This is a genomic window from Pseudomonas sp. St316, assembly GCF_018325905.1.
Lineage (GTDB): Bacteria > Pseudomonadota > Gammaproteobacteria > Pseudomonadales > Pseudomonadaceae > Aquipseudomonas.
The window spans coordinates 357,221-372,910 of the sequence record NZ_AP021901.1; the positions used below are offsets into that span (position 1 = coordinate 357,221).

General features: G+C 62.1%; 14 protein-coding genes. 4 read left to right on the top strand and 10 right to left on the bottom strand.

Annotation, left to right across the window (positions count from 1 at the left end; genetic code table 11):
* Window positions 1–72 precede the first annotated feature (72 nt).
* Window positions 73–2,292 carry a heavy metal translocating P-type ATPase gene (locus KI237_RS01500; RefSeq protein ID WP_212798501.1) on the bottom strand — a complete coding sequence of 740 codons (2,220 nt, stop codon included), beginning with the start codon at window positions 2,290–2,292 and terminating at the stop codon, window positions 73–75.
* Window positions 2,293–2,378: 86 nt separating this feature from the next.
* On the opposite strand from KI237_RS01500, the gene cadR reads away from it, so the two are divergent.
* Window positions 2,379–2,825, top strand: coding sequence for a Cd(II)/Pb(II)-responsive transcriptional regulator (gene cadR, locus KI237_RS01505; RefSeq protein ID WP_003196623.1), 447 nt, complete (start codon window positions 2,379–2,381; stop codon window positions 2,823–2,825).
* A 135-nt stretch (window positions 2,826–2,960) separates the two neighbouring features.
* On the opposite strand, the gene KI237_RS01510 is transcribed toward cadR, so the two are convergent.
* From KI237_RS01510 to KI237_RS01520, 3 genes are all read right to left on the bottom strand, one after another.
* The gene (locus KI237_RS01510; RefSeq protein ID WP_212798502.1) at window positions 2,961–3,932 is read right to left on the bottom strand and encodes a thymidylate synthase; all 972 of its coding nucleotides are present in this window, start codon (window positions 3,930–3,932) and stop codon (window positions 2,961–2,963) included.
* A gap of 47 nt (window positions 3,933–3,979) precedes the next feature.
* Window positions 3,980–4,789: a prolipoprotein diacylglyceryl transferase gene (lgt, locus tag KI237_RS01515; protein ID WP_212798503.1), complete on the bottom strand. Its 810-nt coding sequence runs from the start codon at window positions 4,787–4,789 to the stop codon at window positions 3,980–3,982.
* Window positions 4,790–4,857: 68 nt separating this feature from the next.
* A complete protein-coding gene (locus KI237_RS01520; RefSeq protein ID WP_212798504.1) occupies window positions 4,858–5,640 on the bottom strand; it encodes a sulfite exporter TauE/SafE family protein in 783 nt (260 codons plus the stop codon).
* A gap of 318 nt (window positions 5,641–5,958) precedes the next feature.
* Here KI237_RS01520 and KI237_RS01525 point away from each other — a divergent pair, with 318 nt between their 5' ends.
* The gene (locus KI237_RS01525; RefSeq protein ID WP_212800532.1) at window positions 5,959–6,705 is read left to right on the top strand and encodes an NRDE family protein; all 747 of its coding nucleotides are present in this window, start codon (window positions 5,959–5,961) and stop codon (window positions 6,703–6,705) included.
* Window positions 6,706–6,836: 131 nt separating this feature from the next.
* Here KI237_RS01525 and ptsP read toward each other — a convergent pair whose 3' ends face one another.
* Together ptsP and KI237_RS01535 are read right to left on the bottom strand one after the other, a co-directional pair.
* Window positions 6,837–9,116 (bottom strand): phosphoenolpyruvate--protein phosphotransferase, encoded by a 2,280-nt coding sequence (gene ptsP, locus KI237_RS01530; RefSeq protein ID WP_116833926.1) that lies wholly within the window; start codon window positions 9,114–9,116, stop codon window positions 6,837–6,839.
* A gap of 22 nt (window positions 9,117–9,138) precedes the next feature.
* Window positions 9,139–9,618: an RNA pyrophosphohydrolase gene (locus KI237_RS01535; protein WP_003186867.1), complete on the bottom strand. Its 480-nt coding sequence runs from the start codon at window positions 9,616–9,618 to the stop codon at window positions 9,139–9,141.
* 175 nt (window positions 9,619–9,793) lie between these two features.
* On the opposite strand from KI237_RS01535, the gene KI237_RS01540 reads away from it, so the two are divergent.
* Window positions 9,794–10,450 (top strand): histidinol-phosphatase, encoded by a 657-nt coding sequence (locus tag KI237_RS01540; protein WP_212798505.1) that lies wholly within the window; start codon window positions 9,794–9,796, stop codon window positions 10,448–10,450.
* Between the two features lie 104 nt (window positions 10,451–10,554).
* Here KI237_RS01540 and KI237_RS01545 read toward each other — a convergent pair whose 3' ends face one another.
* Both KI237_RS01545 and ilvA read right to left on the bottom strand, forming a co-directional pair.
* A complete protein-coding gene (locus KI237_RS01545; RefSeq protein ID WP_212798506.1) occupies window positions 10,555–10,983 on the bottom strand; it encodes a DUF2269 family protein in 429 nt (142 codons plus the stop codon).
* A 45-nt stretch (window positions 10,984–11,028) separates the two neighbouring features.
* Window positions 11,029–12,543: a threonine ammonia-lyase, biosynthetic gene (gene ilvA / locus KI237_RS01550; protein ID WP_109751891.1), complete on the bottom strand. Its 1,515-nt coding sequence runs from the start codon at window positions 12,541–12,543 to the stop codon at window positions 11,029–11,031.
* 251 nt (window positions 12,544–12,794) lie between these two features.
* Here ilvA and rpiA point away from each other — a divergent pair, with 251 nt between their 5' ends.
* Window positions 12,795–13,469, top strand: coding sequence for a ribose-5-phosphate isomerase RpiA (gene rpiA, locus KI237_RS01555; protein WP_212798507.1), 675 nt, complete (start codon window positions 12,795–12,797; stop codon window positions 13,467–13,469).
* An 80-nt stretch (window positions 13,470–13,549) separates the two neighbouring features.
* Here rpiA and KI237_RS01560 read toward each other — a convergent pair whose 3' ends face one another.
* Window positions 13,550–14,464, bottom strand: a complete 915-nt coding sequence (locus KI237_RS01560) for an SdiA-regulated domain-containing protein (RefSeq protein WP_212798508.1) — start codon at window positions 14,462–14,464, stop codon at window positions 13,550–13,552.
* Window positions 14,465–14,585: 121 nt separating this feature from the next.
* A complete protein-coding gene (locus KI237_RS01565; RefSeq protein ID WP_212798509.1) occupies window positions 14,586–15,518 on the bottom strand; it encodes an SdiA-regulated domain-containing protein in 933 nt (310 codons plus the stop codon).
* Window positions 15,519–15,690 lie beyond the last annotated feature (172 nt).

Genomic DNA, 15,690 nt, shown 5'->3' on the forward strand with positions numbered 1-15,690 from the left:
TGTATTCACAACGCTCCAGTTGTGGGAGCAAAGCTTGCTCGCGATAGGGCCCGTCCAGCCACCCAGGACTTCTTATTTACGCAACAACCGCAACCCATTGAACACCACCAGCAAGCTCACCCCCATGTCGGCAAACACCGCCATCCACATGGTGGCGACCCCGGCGAAGGTAAACCCGAGAAAGATCGCCTTGATCACCAACGCCAACGCGATGTTCTGTTTCAGGACCCTTGAAGTCTGCCGCGACAGGCGAATGAAAGCCGGGATCTTGCGCAGATCATCGTCCATCAACGCGACGTCGGCGGTTTCAATCGCCGTGTCGGTCCCGGCCGCTGCCATGGCGAAGCCGATTTCCGCCCGGGCCAGGGCCGGGGCGTCGTTGATGCCGTCACCCACCATGCCGACCCGGTGGCCCTTGGCGTAAAGCGCTTCGATGGCCTGCAGCTTGTCCTCGGGCAACAGATCGCCCCGGGCCTGATCGATGCCCACCTGCGCGGCAATCGCGTCGGCGGTGTGAGCGTTGTCGCCGGTGAGCATCAAGGTCTTGATACCCAGGTCATGCAGCTGCCGGATGGCTTCGCGGCTGGAGTCCTTCACGGTGTCGGCCACGGCAAACAGTGCCAAGGGGCCTGTAGCGCCGATCAGCAGCACCACGGACTTGCCTTGTTTTTCCAGGGCGAAGAGTTTCTCTTCCAGTTCGGCGGAGCACAGACCGAGGTCTTCCACGAGGCGGTGATTGCCCAGGTGATAAGTCTGCCCACCGATGTCGCCGCGCACGCCGCGCCCGGCAAGTGCCTCAAAGTTATCCACAACCTGCTGTGCCAGTTGCTTATCCACAGCCGCGTTGGCAATCGCCCGGGAAACCGGGTGGTCGGAGCGGGCGGCGAGGCTGGCGGCCAGGGCCGCAGCGGTGGTTTCCACGCTCGGGTCCAGCGCCACATAGTCGGTTTGCACCGGCTTGCCGTGGGTGAGCGTGCCGGTCTTGTCCAGGGCCAGGTAGTCAAGCTTGTAGCCGCCTTCCAGGTACACGCCGCCCTTGACCAGGATGCCTTTGCGCGCGGCGGCGGCGAGGCCGCTGACGATGGTCACGGGGGTGGAAATCACCAGTGCGCACGGGCAAGCGACCACCAGCAACACCAGCGCCCGGTAGATCCAGTCGAACCACGCCGCGCCCATGAACAGCGGTGGGATAATGGCTACAGCCAGCGCCAGGACAAACACCGCCGGGGTGTAGATTTTCGAGAACTGGTCGACGAAGCGCTGAGTCGGTGCGCGAGCGCCCTGGGCCTGTTCCACGGCGTGGATGATCCGCGCCAGGGTGGAGTGATCGGCCGCCGCGGTCACGGCGTATTCCAATTCGCCGGCCTGGTTGATGGTGCCGGCGAACACTTTGTCGCCGATGGTTTTTTCCACCGGTAGGCTCTCGCCGGTGATCGGTGCCTGGTCGATGGTCGAGCGACCGGCGACCACGTCACCGTCCAGGCCAACCCTTTCGCCCGGGCGGACCCGGACCCGTGCACCGAGGGTGATGAGTTTTACGTCTTGCACCTGCCAGCTGCCATCGGCCTGTTGCACGGTGGCCTGCTCCGGGGCCATCTGCATCAGGCCGCTGATGGCGTTGCGTGCCCGGTCCAGGGATTTGGCTTCGATCAGTTCGGCCACAGTGAACAGGAACATCACCATCGCCGCTTCCGGCCACTGGCCGATCAGCACGGCGCCGGTCACGGCGATGCTCATCAGGGCGTTGATGTTCAGGTTGCGGTTCTTCAGGGCGATCCAGCCCTTCTTGTAGGTACCGAGGCCGCCGCTGAGGATCGACACCAGTGCCACCACGGCCACCACCCAGCTGGGCGCGGCATTGGTGAAATGGATGACCTCGGCGCCCAGGGCCGTGACACCGGACAGCGCCAACGGCCACCAGGGTTTGGCCGGCGCGGGCAGGTCCTTGGTTGCTTGTTTCTGGCCTGGGGTCAACGGCTCGGCCTGCATCCCCAAGGATTCGATGGCCTTGATGATCGGCGCGTCGCTGGGCAAATCGTGGGTCACGCCCAGCACGCGGTTGATCAGGTTGAAATCCAGTTGCTGCACGCCTTCGAGCTTGCCGAGCTTGTTCTGGATCAGCGTCTGTTCGGTGGGGCAATCCATGGCTTCGATGCGGAAACTGCTCAGACGCGCACCGTCCGTCGGCGTTTTGCCGAGGATGACCACAGGCGGTGCTGCTTTCGAGGCGCAGCAAGAATGCCCGTGGTCATGGCCGTGGTCGGGTTTGTGGATGTGAAGAGAATCGCTCATCGGGTTGCGTCCGTGAAAAGTGCCTGTTGCACAGTAAAGACCCTGTAGCCACTATAGGGTCAAGCACCTATTCAGGAGGCACTGCCATGAAGATCGGCGAACTGGCGAAAATCACCGACTGCCAGGTCGAGACCATCCGCTATTACGAGCGCGAAGGCTTGTTGCCGGAGCCGGCCCGTAGCGACGGCAATTACCGCGTCTACACCCAGGCCCATGCCGAGCGGCTGACGTTCATCCGCAATTGCCGCACCCTGGACATGACCCTGGAAGAAATCCGCAGCCTCCTGGCCCTGCGCGACAGCCCCCAGGACCAGTGCGAAAGCGTCAACGCGCTGATCGACGAACACATCCAACACGTCAAGGCCCGTATCGACGGCCTGTTGGCCTTGCAGACGCAACTGATCGACCTGCGCCATCGCTGTGGCGAAGGGCCGGACCTGGATCAATGCGGGATCTTGCAGCGGCTGGAGGTGAGTGGCGCGGTGGCGCCGGAGGTGGAGCATTCGCATGTGGGGCGCAGTCACGGGCACTGAGCCGATCTTGATGCTCATGCCGACCCAATGTGGGAGCGAGCTTGCTCGCGATAGCGGTCTGTCAGTCAACTTTAATGCTGAATGTAATGGCCTTATCGCGAGCAAGCTCGCTCCCACAGGGAGAGGTGGAGTGGCTTAGACCGCCATCGGCGCGGTCATCGGCGCGTGGTGTTGGTAGCCTTCGAGGCTGAAGTCGCTCGGCTCAACCAACTCCAGCCACTCTGGCTGGTACACGCCGGTCTTGGCGAATTCCGGCACACGCTCGGAAATCACCAGCTTGGGCATCGGGAACGGCTCGCGCCTAAGCTGCTCTTTCAGCATGTCCAGATGATTTTCGTAGACGTGCGCATCGCCGATGAAATAGGTGAACCAGCGCGGCGTGTAGCCGGTCAGGCGGCCGATCAGGCTCAGCAGCGCGGCGCCTTCGGTGAGGTTGAACGGCGTGCCCAGGCCCAGGTCGTTGGAGCGGATGTAGAGGGTCAGGGAAATTTCCTTGGTCTCGACATTGGGGTGGAACTGATAGAGCAGGTGGCACGGCGGCAGGGCCATCTCATCGAGCTGGGCGCAGTTCCAGCCGTGGAACAGGATGCGCCGGCTGCCCGGGTCCTTGATGATGGTGTCGACGCACTGGCGGACCTGGTCGATGGCCTTGTACAGCACCACGTAGGCCTGGCCGTTTTCTTCGCCTTCGGCGATCTGCCGGTAACTCTGGGCCAGCGTCTGCTCAATGGCCGCCGGGTTGCTCAGGGGGATCTGCTTGTAGGCCGGCCACTTGCGCCATTGCACGCCGTAGATCTCGCCCAGGTCGTCTTCGCCCTGGCGGAACGGGTTGGCCAGCCACTGCGCGTTTTCGTTGGCGTTCTGGTCCCAGACCTTGCAGCCCAAGGCACGGAATTCGGCGGCGTTGTTCACGCCACGAAGGAAACCGCACATCTCGCCGATGGCCGATTTGAAGGCCATCTTGCGGGTGGTGATGGCCGGGAAGCCTTTCTTCAGGTCGTAGCGCAACATTGCGCCGGGAAGGCTGATGGTGTTGACGCCGGTGCGGTTGGCTTGCCGGGTGCCGTGCTCGATGACGTCGGCCACCAGCTCGAGATATTGTTTCATGAATTACCTGTGTCCTTGAAGCCAGGGCAGTGCCCCGGCGTTCGGGTTTAAACTTTGGCCGCCGCAGCCGACGCACGATGATAAGCCAGCCAGATCAGCGCCAGGCCGCCGACGATCATCGGCAAGCACAACACCTGGCCCATGGTCAGCCAGTTCCACGCCAGATAGCCGAGCTGGGCGTCCGGTACGCGGACAAACTCGACGATGAAGCGGAAGATCCCGTAGAACAGTGCGAACATGCCCGACACTGCCATGGTTGGCCGCGGCTTGCGCGAGAACAGCCAGAGGATCAGGAACAATGCCACACCTTCGAGGGCGAACTGATAGAGCTGCGACGGGTGGCGCGGCAATTGTGCCGGGTCACTGAACGGCGGGAAGATCATTGCCCACGGCACGTCGGTCGGCTTGCCCCACAACTCGGCGTTGATGAAGTTGCCGATGCGCCCGGCGCCCAGGCCGATCGGCACCATCGGTGCGACGAAGTCCATCAGCTGGAAAAACGATTTGTTGTTTTTCTTGCCGAACCACAACGCTGCCAGCATCACGCCGATGAAGCCACCGTGGAACGACATGCCGCCCTTCCAGACTTCGAAGATCAGTGTCGGGTTGGCCAGGTACGCGCTCAGGTCGTAGAACAGCACGTAGCCCAGGCGCCCGCCGACAATCACGCCCATGGACAGCCAGAACACCAGGTCGGAGAGCTTTTCCTTGTTCCAGGTTGGGTCGAAACGGTTCAGCCGACGCGACGCCAGCAGCCAGGCGCCGCCGATGCCGACCAGGTACATCAGGCCGTACCAGTGGATTTTCAGCGGGCCGATGGCCAGGGCCACCGGATCGATCTGCGGGTAAGGCAGCATTGATATTCCTCGTAAACGTCAAAAATACCCGGGCGACGCTGCCACCTCGGGATTAAGCCAGGATTGCGTCAGAACAGGAAACTCAAGCCGACGCAGAATAGCAGGGCGGCGAACAGCCTCTTGAGCAAGCGCGGTGACAGGCGATGGGCCAGTCGCGCACCGAAGCGGGCGAAGACCATGCTGGTCAGGGCGATGCCCAGCAGCGCCGGCAAATACACAAAACCGAGACTATGGGCCGGCAACAGCGGATCGTGCCAGCCCAGAATCATGAAACTTAAAGCGCTGGCCAGGGCGATCGGCAAACCGCAGGCTGATGAAGTCGCCACCGCCTGCTGCATTGGCACGCTGCGCCAAGTCAGGAACGGCACGGTCAGCGAACCGCCGCCAATGCCGAAAATCGCCGAGGCCCAGCCGATCACCGTGCCGGCCACGGTCAATGCGGTCTTGCCCGGCACCGTGCGGCTGGCCTTGGGCTTGAAATCCAGGGCCAGTTGCACGGAGACGATCATGGCAAACACGCCAATGATCTTTTGCAGGTGCGGGCCGGAAATCGCTTCGGCGGTGATCGCGCCGAAACCGGCACCGATCAGGATCCCTACGGTCATCCAGGCGAATATTGGCCAGCGCACCGCGCCTTTACGGTGGTGCTCGCGCACGGCATTGACCGAGGTGAAGATGATCGACGCCAGGGACGTGCCGACGGCCAGGTGCGTCAACACCTGCGGGTCGAAGCCCTGCAGGGTGAAACTGAACACCAGCACCGGGACGATGATCATCCCGCCACCCACGCCGAACAACCCGGCCAGCACGCCGGCGCAGGCGCCGAGCAGCAGATAGAGCACAAATTCCACCAGCGTCTCCCCGCCCATCCCCGAAATAAGAGCGGCATGGTAACGGATCCATGGCCCTTGGCTCCACTGAAGGCGATGGATGCATAGGTGATGTGTGGGTAGAGTAGGCACGGCGACAGCTTTCGTGGCGAGGGAGCTTGCTGCCGCTGTAGGAGCTGCCGAGCGAAGCGAGGCTGCGATCTTTCCCCAGGCGCTTGAGTCTCAAGCGAAAGATCAAAAGATCGCAGGCTTCGCCAGCTCCTATAGCGCCCAGCGCGAGCTTGCTCCCTCGCCACGAAAGCGGTGTTGTTCAGCTTCATCCTTAAACAGGACAACCTGATGTGCCTGATCGTATTTGCCTGGCGCCCCGGCCATGCCCGGCCGCTGATCGTGGCGGCCAACCGCGACGAGTTCTATGCCCGGCCGACCTTGTCCCTGGCCCAGTGGCCTGATGCGCCCCATGTGCATGCCGGTCGCGACCTGGAAGCCGGCGGCACCTGGCTCGGCATTGGCGCCGAGGGGCGCTTTGCCGCCCTGACCAACATCCGCGACCCGGGCCAGCTCCCGGCGTTCAAGTCGCGCGGCGAACTGGTCGCGCGGTTTCTGACCGGAAATCTGTCGATTGCCGAGTATTTGAGCGAAATCGTGCCCCGTGCCGGTGAGTTCGGTGGGTTTAACCTGCTGCTCGGTGATGGCGCTGAGCTGTGGCACTTCAACGCTCGCGATAGCCAGCCACAGCGTCTGGCTGAGGGTGTCTATGGCTTGTCGAACGCTGGGTTGAACACGCCCTGGCCCAAGTTGCTCAAGGCCCGCGCGGCGCTGAGCGAGGTATTGGACGATCCGCAGCCCGAGGCGCTGCTTGCGCTGCTGAACGACCCGAAGCCTGCTCCGGTGGCTGAGCTGCCTGATACGGGGGTGGGAGTGGCGACCGAGATGCTGTTATCGAGTGTGTTCATCGCCAGCCCGGCCTACGGGACGCGGGCGAGCACGGCGCTGATCGTCCATGCCGATGGGACGCGGCACTTGGTCGAGCGTAGTTTCGGGCCGCATGGGGGGCATTTGGGGGAGGTTGAAGTCAGGGTTTAGTTTGCGGTGTGGTGGCCGGCCTCATCGCGAGCAAGCTCGCTCCCACAGTTGATCTTCAGTGAACACCTATTTTGTGAACAACCGAGATCCCCTGTGGGAGCGAGCTTGCTCGCGATGGCAGTGCTACTGGCTTAGAGGGTCTTGTTCGAAGCCGGATTGATCATCCGCGCCAAACCAAGGTTCTTCAGCGCCAGTTGCAGGGAACTGTGGATCACTTGCGGGTTGTCGATGGTCATGACTTCCGCCAGCAATTCCTGGGCCTTGCTGAGGTTGATCTGGCGCAGCATCCACTTCACTTTCGGCAAGTTGGTGGCGTTCATCGACAGGCTGTCAAAACCCATCGCCATCAACAGCACGGCCGCTGCCGGGTCGCCGGCCATTTCGCCGCAGATGCTCACCGGCTTGCCTTCGGCATGGGCGTCGCGCACCACGTTCTGCAAGGCTTGCAGCACCGCCGGGTGCAGGTAGTCGTACAGGTCCGCCACCCGTGGGTTGTTACGGTCCACGGCCAGCAGGTATTGGGTCAGGTCGTTGGAGCCCACCGACAGGAAATCCACCTGCCGTGCCAGTTCCTTGGTCTGGTACACCGCTGCGGGAATCTCGATCATCACGCCCACCGGCGGCATCGGCACGTCGGTGCCTTCGTCGCGCACCTCGCCCCAGGCCCGGTGGATCAGGTGCAGGGCTTCTTCCAGTTCATGGGTGCCGGAGATCATTGGCAACAGGATGCGCAGGTTGTTCAGGCCCTCGCTGGCCTTGAGCATGGCCCGGGCCTGGACCAGGAAGATTTCCGGGTGGTCGAGCGTCACGCGGATGCCGCGCCAGCCGAGGAACGGGTTGTCTTCCTTGATCGGGAAGTAGGACAGGGACTTGTCGCCGCCGATGTCCAGGCTGCGCATGGTCACCGGTTGCGGGTGGAACGCGGCCAGTTGTTCGCGGTAGATCGCCAGCTGTTCCTTTTCGCTGGGGAAGCGCTGGTTGATCATGAACGGCACTTCGGTGCGGTACAGGCCCACACCCTCGGCGCCACGTTTCTGCGCCCGGGCCACGTCGGCCAGCAGGCCGGTGTTGACCCACAATGGCATGCGATGGCCGTCGAGGGTCACGCATGGCAGGTCCCGCAGCGCGTCCAGGCCCAGGGACAGTTGCTTTTCTTCCTCGACCACATCGGCAAACTGCTTGCGCAGCACGTCGCTGGGGTTGGTATAGACCTCGCCGTGGTAGCCATCGACGATCATCTGGATGCCGTCGACCTTGGAGTACGGCAGGTCCACCAGGCCCATCACCGTCGGGATGCCCATGGCCCGGGCCAGGATCGCCACGTGGGAGTTGCCCGAACCCAATACCGAGACCAGCCCCGCCAGCTTGCCTTCGGGCACTTCGCCGAGCATGGCCGGGGTCAGCTCTTCGCTGACCAGGATGGTGTTGTCGGGGTAGACCAGGGTCTGCTGGCGCTCTTGCTGCAAGTAGGCCAGCAACCGGCGGCCAAGGTCCTTGACGTCCGAGGCCCGCTCGCGCAGGTAGGCGTCGTCCATCAGTTCGAAACGGTTGACGTGGTCGGTCACCACCTGACGCAGTGCGCCCTGGGCCCACTGGCCAGTCTTGATGACGGTGGTCACTTCGCTGCCCAGGGAGGCATCGTCGAGCATCATCAGGTAAACGTCGAACAACGCGCGCTCTTCTGGACGCAGCTGTGTTGCCAGCTTGGCCGACAGGGCGCGCATGTCGGCGCGCACGCCTTCAATGGCGGTCTTGAACAACCCCAGTTCGGCGTCGATATCGGTGATGGCCTTGTCCGGCACCACGTCGAGGTCGGCGGGCGGCAACATGACCACCGCCGTGCCCACTGCCGCGCCCGGTGAACCCGGTACGCCGACGAACTTGGCTTCTTGGATGCCCTTGCCCTGGCGACCCAGGCCGCTGATCGAGCCGGTGGCCTCGGCGTGGGCGATAACCCCGGCCAGTTGCGCGCTCATGGTCACGAGGAAGGCTTCTTCACCTTCGTCGAACTGGCGGCGCTCTTTTTGCTGGATGACCAACACGCCGACAACGCGGCGGTGGTGGATGATCGGTGCCCCGAGGAACGAGGCGTAGCGTTCTTCGCCAGTTTCGGCAAAGTAGCGGTAGCGCGGGTGATCCGCGGCGTTTTCGAGGTTCAGGGGTTCTTCACGTGTGCCGACCAGACCGACCAGGCCTTCATTGGGGGCCATGCTGACTTTGCCGATGGAGCGCTTGTTCAAGCCCTCGGTGGCCATCAGCACGAAACGATTGGTCTCGGGGTCCAGCAGGTAGACCGAGCAGACCTGGCTGCCCATGGCCTCTTTGACACGCAATACAATAATCCCCAACGCCGCCTTGAGATCCTTGGCGGAGTTAACTTCCTGGACGATCTTGCGCAGCGTATTGAGCATGGCTCGGGGTCGAACTCCGTCGTCAGTCGCGCGTCAGCAGGCGCGGGGCAAGCTCTTTGAGAGCGCGTCGGTAGACTTCGCGCTTGAATGTCACTACCTGGCCCAACGGATACCAATAGCTGACCCAGCGCCAGCCATCGAACTCCGGTTTACCGGTCAAATCCATCCGCACCCGCTGCTCGTTGGAGATCAGGCGCAGGAGAAACCATTTCTGCTTCTGGCCGATGCACAGCGGTTGGCTGTGCGTCCTGACCAAGCGTTGCGGCAAACGATAGCGCAACCAGCCGCGGGTGCAGGCGAGTATTTCGACATCTTCTCGCTCAAGCCCCACTTCTTCATTCAACTCGCGGTACAAGGCCTCTTCCGGCGTCTCCTGGGGGTTGATCCCACCCTGGGGAAACTGCCAGGCGTCTTGATTGATACGGCGAGCCCATAGCACCTGCCCTGCATCATTCGTCAGAATGATCCCCACATTGGGGCGGAAACCATCGGGGTCGATCACGGCAACAACCTCGCAAACGCATGTCGCCGCATTGTTCCACAAAGGTTGTGAAAGCAGCAACGAGCCTGCGCAGTGGCCTGTGTAGTTAGCCACACAGGCCATCACCTTATGTGCACTCTTGTGAAAAGTCCGTATTCTGGACGCCTTTCTTCAGATTTTTCAGCGAGTAACTGCAATGCGGCTGGCTTTATTCGACTTGGACAACACCTTGCTGGGCGGCGACAGCGACCACGCGTGGGGTGATTACCTGTGCGAGCGCGGTTTCCTGGACGCTGTCACCTACAAGGCACGCAACGACGAGTTCTACCAGGATTACCTGGCCGGCAAGCTCGACAATGCCGAGTACCTGAATTTTTGCCTGGAAATCCTCGGTCGTACCGAAATGCACGTGCTGGCCCAGTGGCACCTGGACTACATGCGCGACTGCATCGAGCCGATCGTGTTGCCCCAGGCCCTGGACCTGTTGAAAAAGCACCGTGACGCCGGCGACAAGCTGGTGATCATTACCGCGACCAACCGCTTTGTCACCGGGCCGATTGCCGAGCGCCTGGGCGTCGAGACGCTGATTGCCACTGAATGTGAAATGATCGACGGTCGCTACAGCGGGCGCAGCACCGATGTTCCATGCTTTCGCGAGGGCAAGGTGACCCGGCTGAACCGTTGGCTGGAAGAAACCGGGCATTCGCTTGATGGCAGCTATTTCTATAGCGATTCGATGAACGACCTGGCGCTGCTGGAAGTGGTGACGCATCCGGTGGCGGTGGATCCGGATCCGAATCTGCGGGCCGAGGCTGATAAGCGGGGTTGGCCGGTGATCAGTCTGCGCGGTTGAAATAGCTATCGCGAGCAAGCTCGCTCCCACAATGGATTTGCGTCAATCACACAACCTCTGTGGGAGCGAGCTTGCTCGCGATGGGGGCGACGCGGTCCCAAGCCTTAAACCGGCTTGGCCCCCATCAACCCCGCAATGGCGATAAAGCAGACCATGCTGAACACCGCCAGGGCAAAGGTGAACCTGCCATTGCCCACCGTCGGCGTCTTGCGCAGTTTGTTCAGTCGCACCACCAGCCAGAACCCCGCCAGCGCCGCCACGGTGTAGAGCACGCTGGAAGCCAACAGCCAGGTCTGCCCCAGCGGCCAGCCAACCTGATGCACCATCCACCAGCCCGTGAAGGGCAGGCTTGCCAGTGCCAGGATCATCACCAGCCAGATGAACAGCCGCGGACGTTGCAGCGTGCGCGCCGCCGCCGTGGCATCGCCGTTGCGGCGCGTGCGCCAGACCCAGACGGCCAGCCCCAGGGCGCCCGCCAGCAGCAGTACGGTGGCGATGACGTGAGCGATCTTCAGCGCAGTTAATGTTTCCATTGTTGGATTTTCCTTAAGTCTTGCTCACAGCCTAGCCCGGCTTTATCAACCCAGGAACAGTTGATAGGCCGGGTTATCGCTTTCATCCCAGTACGGGTAGCCGATTTCTTCCAGGGCGGCTGGCACCAGGTGGCGCTCATCGTGCGGTACCTGGAGCCCGGCGACCACACGGCCATCCGCCGCGCCATGGTTGCGGTAGTGGAACATCGAGATGTTCCAGCGCCCGCCCAGCTTGTTGAGGAAGTTGAACAGCGCACCCGGGCGTTCCGGGAATTCGAAGCGCAGCACCACTTCGTCGATGACATGGGCCGCATGCCCGCCCACCATGTGGCGAATGTGCAACTTGGCCAGTTCATTGTCGGTCAGGTCCAGCACCGGGAAGCCTTGTTCGGTCAGGCTGGCGATCAGCGCGCTGCGCGGGTCGTTTTCCGGGTGGGTCTGCACGCCAACGAAGATGTGCGCTTCGCTGCCGGTGTTGTAGCGATAGTTGAATTCGGTGATCTGGCGCTTGCCGACGGCTTCGCAGAACGCCTTGAAGCTGCCCGGCTTCTCGGGGATGGTCACGGCGATGATCGCTTCGCGGCCCTCGCCCAGTTCGGCGCGCTCGGCCACGTGGCGCAAGCGGTCGAAGTTGACGTTGGCGCCGGAATCGATGGCCACCAGGGTCTGGCCGCTGACACCCCGCGACTCGACGTACTTCTTGATCCCGGCCACGCCCAGGGCGCCGGCAGGTTCGGTGATCGAGCGGGTATCGTCGTAGATGTCCTTGATCGCTGCGCAGATCTCGTCGGTGCTGACAGTGATGACTTCGTCCACGTAGTGCTTGCAGATATCGAAGGTGTGCTGGCCGATCTGCGCCACGGCGACGCCGTCGGCGAACAGCCCCACGGTCGGCAGGACCACGCGCTCGCCAGCAGCCATGGCCGCTTGCAGGCAATTGGAATCGTCCGGCTCGACGCCGATGACCTTGATGTCCGGGCGCAGGTATTTCACGTAGGCCGCGATCCCGGCAATCAGCCCGCCACCGCCCACCGGGACGAAGATCGCATCCAGGCGCCCCGGGTGCTGGCGCAGGATTTCCATCGCCACGGTGCCCTGCCCGGCAATGGTGTGGGGATCGTCATACGGGTGAATGTAGACGTAGCCCTTTTCGTCGACCAGTTTCAGTGAGTAGGCCAGGGCTTCGGGGAACGAGTCACCGTGCAGCACCACCTTGCCGCCACGCGAGCGCACGCCTTCGACCTTGATTTCCGGGGTGGTCTTGGGCATTACGATGGTGGCCTTGACGCCCAGCACCTTGGCCGCCAGGGCCAGGCCCTGGGCGTGGTTGCCCGCCGAAGCCGTGACCACGCCGCGTGCGCGCTCTTCGTCGCTGAGCTGGGTCAGCTTGTTGTAGGCCCCGCGAATCTTGAACGAGAACACCGGCTGCAAGTCTTCACGCTTGAGCAAAATGCTGTTGCCCAGCCGCTCTGAGAGCTGGCGAGCGGTCTGCAGCGGGGTTTCTACGGCAACGTCGTAAACGCGCGAGGTGAGGATCTTTTTGACGTACTGTTCAAGCATCGGAAAGCATCACTGAGCGGGTTGGGCAGGGCCAAGGAGTCTAACCCGGCTTTTGGCTGGGCGACCACACGAATTAAGGCACTTTGGGCACAGAAACCCCCGTGGCGAGGGAGCTTGCTCCCGCTGGTCGCGTAGCGGCCCCAGAAAAAGCGATGAGCGCTTCGCACTCAAGCGGGAGCAAGCTCCCTCGCCACGGTTTCTACGCCTATAATGCCGGCCTTTCGTTCCCTCTCGGCACCTTCGGAGCCCGCATGACCCAGGATCAACTCAAACAGGCCGTGGCCCAGGCCGCTGTCGACCTTATCCTCCCGAAGCTGGATGACAAGAGCATCGTCGGGGTCGGCACCGGCTCCACGGCCAACTGCTTCATCGACGCGCTGGCCAGGCACAAGGGCGCATTCGACGGCGCGGTCGCCAGCTCCGAAGCCACCGCCGCGCGCCTCAAGGGCCATGGGATTCCAGTGTACGAGCTCAACACCGTGAGCGACCTGGAGTTCTACATCGACGGTGCCGACGAAAGCGATGCACACCTGAACCTGATCAAGGGCGGCGGCGCGGCCCTGACGCGCGAGAAGATCGTCGCGGCCGTGGCCAAGACCTTTATCTGCATCGCCGACGCCAGCAAACTGGTGCCGGTGCTAGGCGCGTTCCCATTGCCAGTGGAAGTCATCCCGATGGCCCGCAGTCATGTGGCCCGCGAACTGGTGAAGCTGGGCGGCGACCCGGTGTATCGCGAAGGCGTGTTGACCGATAACGGCAATATCATCCTGGATGTGTATAACTTGCAGATCACAAATCCGGTGGCGCTGGAAAGCCAGATCAACGCTATCGTTGGCGTGGTCACCAACGGCTTGTTCGCTGCCCGGCCGGCGGATGTGCTGTTGCTGGGGACCCCTGAAGGGGTGAAGACCCTGCGGGCTGAATAACCTGCTCTTTTGAGTGAAGTAACCCTTGTGGGAGCGAGCTTGCTCGCTCCCACATTGGTTTGTTGTTCAGGGTAAGTGGATCAAGGCTGCGGTTTCTTGAACACGTAGAACAGATTCGGCTCGCTCACCAGATACAGGTTGCCATCGTCGTCCATGGCGAGGCCTTCGGCCTGGGGCACGGTTTTTTGCAGGCCCTGGCGCCCCTTGCTCAACGACAGCGTGCTCAACGGCCGGCCGTCGATATCCAATTCGATAATCAACCGCGACTCCTCGGACAGCGCCAGCAAATGGCCGCTGCGCTCGTCGTATTGCAGGCTTGAGAGGTCGCGTACGAACAGCCCGGCATCGCGCTTGGGGTTGTTGATCACATGGACTGCATAGGACTTTTCCGGATTGTGGTGGGGAAACCCATGCACTTCATAAATCAGCATCGGGTCGCGTTCCTTCGCCACGAACAGCCGTTTGCCCACCGAATCGTAGGCCAATCCTTCGAACCCCTTGTTGCCGCTCATGTGCACGCCCAGGGTCATCTGTTCGGCTTCGGCGGCGTCGAGGAACTGGGTGTTGTCTTCCAGGCGAATCTTGATCAGCCGCTGCTGGCGCTCGTCGGTGATGACGTAGATGTCTTCGCTGATGAATTCCACCGCCTCCGGATCGCCAAAGCCGATCAGGGCGATGCGCCGCAAAATCTTGCCGTCCAGCGACAACTCCACCAGCTCGGCATTCTTATTGGTGACGGTGAAGAGGCTCTTGCGGATCGGGTCGAACGTCAGCGCTGAAACGTCATCGTCCAGGCCTTCGATCACCTGCGCCTCGACCGTGACCCGGTATTGGTCCAGGGCGATGGCCTGTTCGCTGGTGGTTTTCCAGAGCGTGTTGAGGTTGAACCAGGCGCGTTCGAATAGGCGCAGATGCTGGCCGGCGGCGATCAGGCAGATCAGCGCCAGGGTCAGCAGTATCAGGCTCAAGGGCTTGGGGCGGGCGAGTCGACGCATGTTGGGGTGGGCTCGGATAAGAACAGGTGGGTGGAAATACCACGGCTGCCTGAACTGAAGCTTAATGGCTGTGTGCCACACCCTACAACGAAAGAGGATTTATCCTACAGAGTCAGTGCTGTCAGCGCTGCTTTTCGAAACGATAGAACAGATTCGGTTCGCTGACCATGTACAGATTGCCGGCCTCATCGACGGTGACACCTTCGGCACGAGGGATCGTGTCTTTCAAGTCGTTGAAGCCGCCCAGCAGGGTCATGAAGCTGACCTGCTCGCCTTTTTCGTCCAGTTCCAGCAGCAGATGGGAGTCGGCCGAAAGCACCAGCATGTGCCCGGTGCGCGGGTCGACCGCCAGTGCCGAAAGGTTGCGCAGGTCCAGTTCATTGCTGGTGTGGATCTGCTTGTCGCCCTTGAGCGACTGGCTGCCATCGCTTTTCCAGGTGAACAGCGCCGGCGGGCGTTCCTCTCCGAGCACCAGTTGCTGGTTGCGCGGGTCCCAGACGATCCCTTCGAACCCTTTGTTCTGGTTCTTGGAGGGGCCGAGATCATAGTGAGGGAAGTTGGCATTGTTCAGTTCGCGGGTATCGGCATCAACGTGGACGATGGTCAGCGTGTGACTTCGTTCGTCGGTGATGGCCAGTAAGCCGTTTTCCATATAGGCCACGCCCTCGGGGTTGCTCCAACCCACCAAGGGCATCTTGCGCAGCACATCGCCTTGCAGGCTCAGTTCCACCAGGAATGGGTTCTTGCCCATGACGGCGAACAGGGTCTTGGTCTGCGGGTTGTAGGTCACATCGGACGCTTCGTCCTTCTCCATGCCGGGTAGTGGCTTGGCGTCGATCACGGCGCGGTAGTCCGGGAGCCAGATGCTTTCCTGGCGCTGGGCCGGGCTCTGGAAGTGTTCCGATAGCCAAAGCAGGCCGCGGTCGTCCCAATGCATCGCGAACGCCAGGCCATAGGCCGCGGCCACCGCCAGCAGCGACCAGGCATACCAGGGCAGGGCGAAGCGGGAGCGGCGGGCAGGTTTGGCGGCAGACAGTGCTTGGGTTTTGGCCATCGGGGAATGCGTTCCAGAAAATTCGGCTAGGGGAATGGCTGGCTCAGATGCCGCATTCCCCGGAATTATCCGGATGGCATGTGAAAAAAATGGCAAAGGGTGGGAGAGGTCTCCACCCGTCCACCCTGTGGGAGCGAGCTTGCTCGCGATAGCGGTGTGTCAGCCAACATCT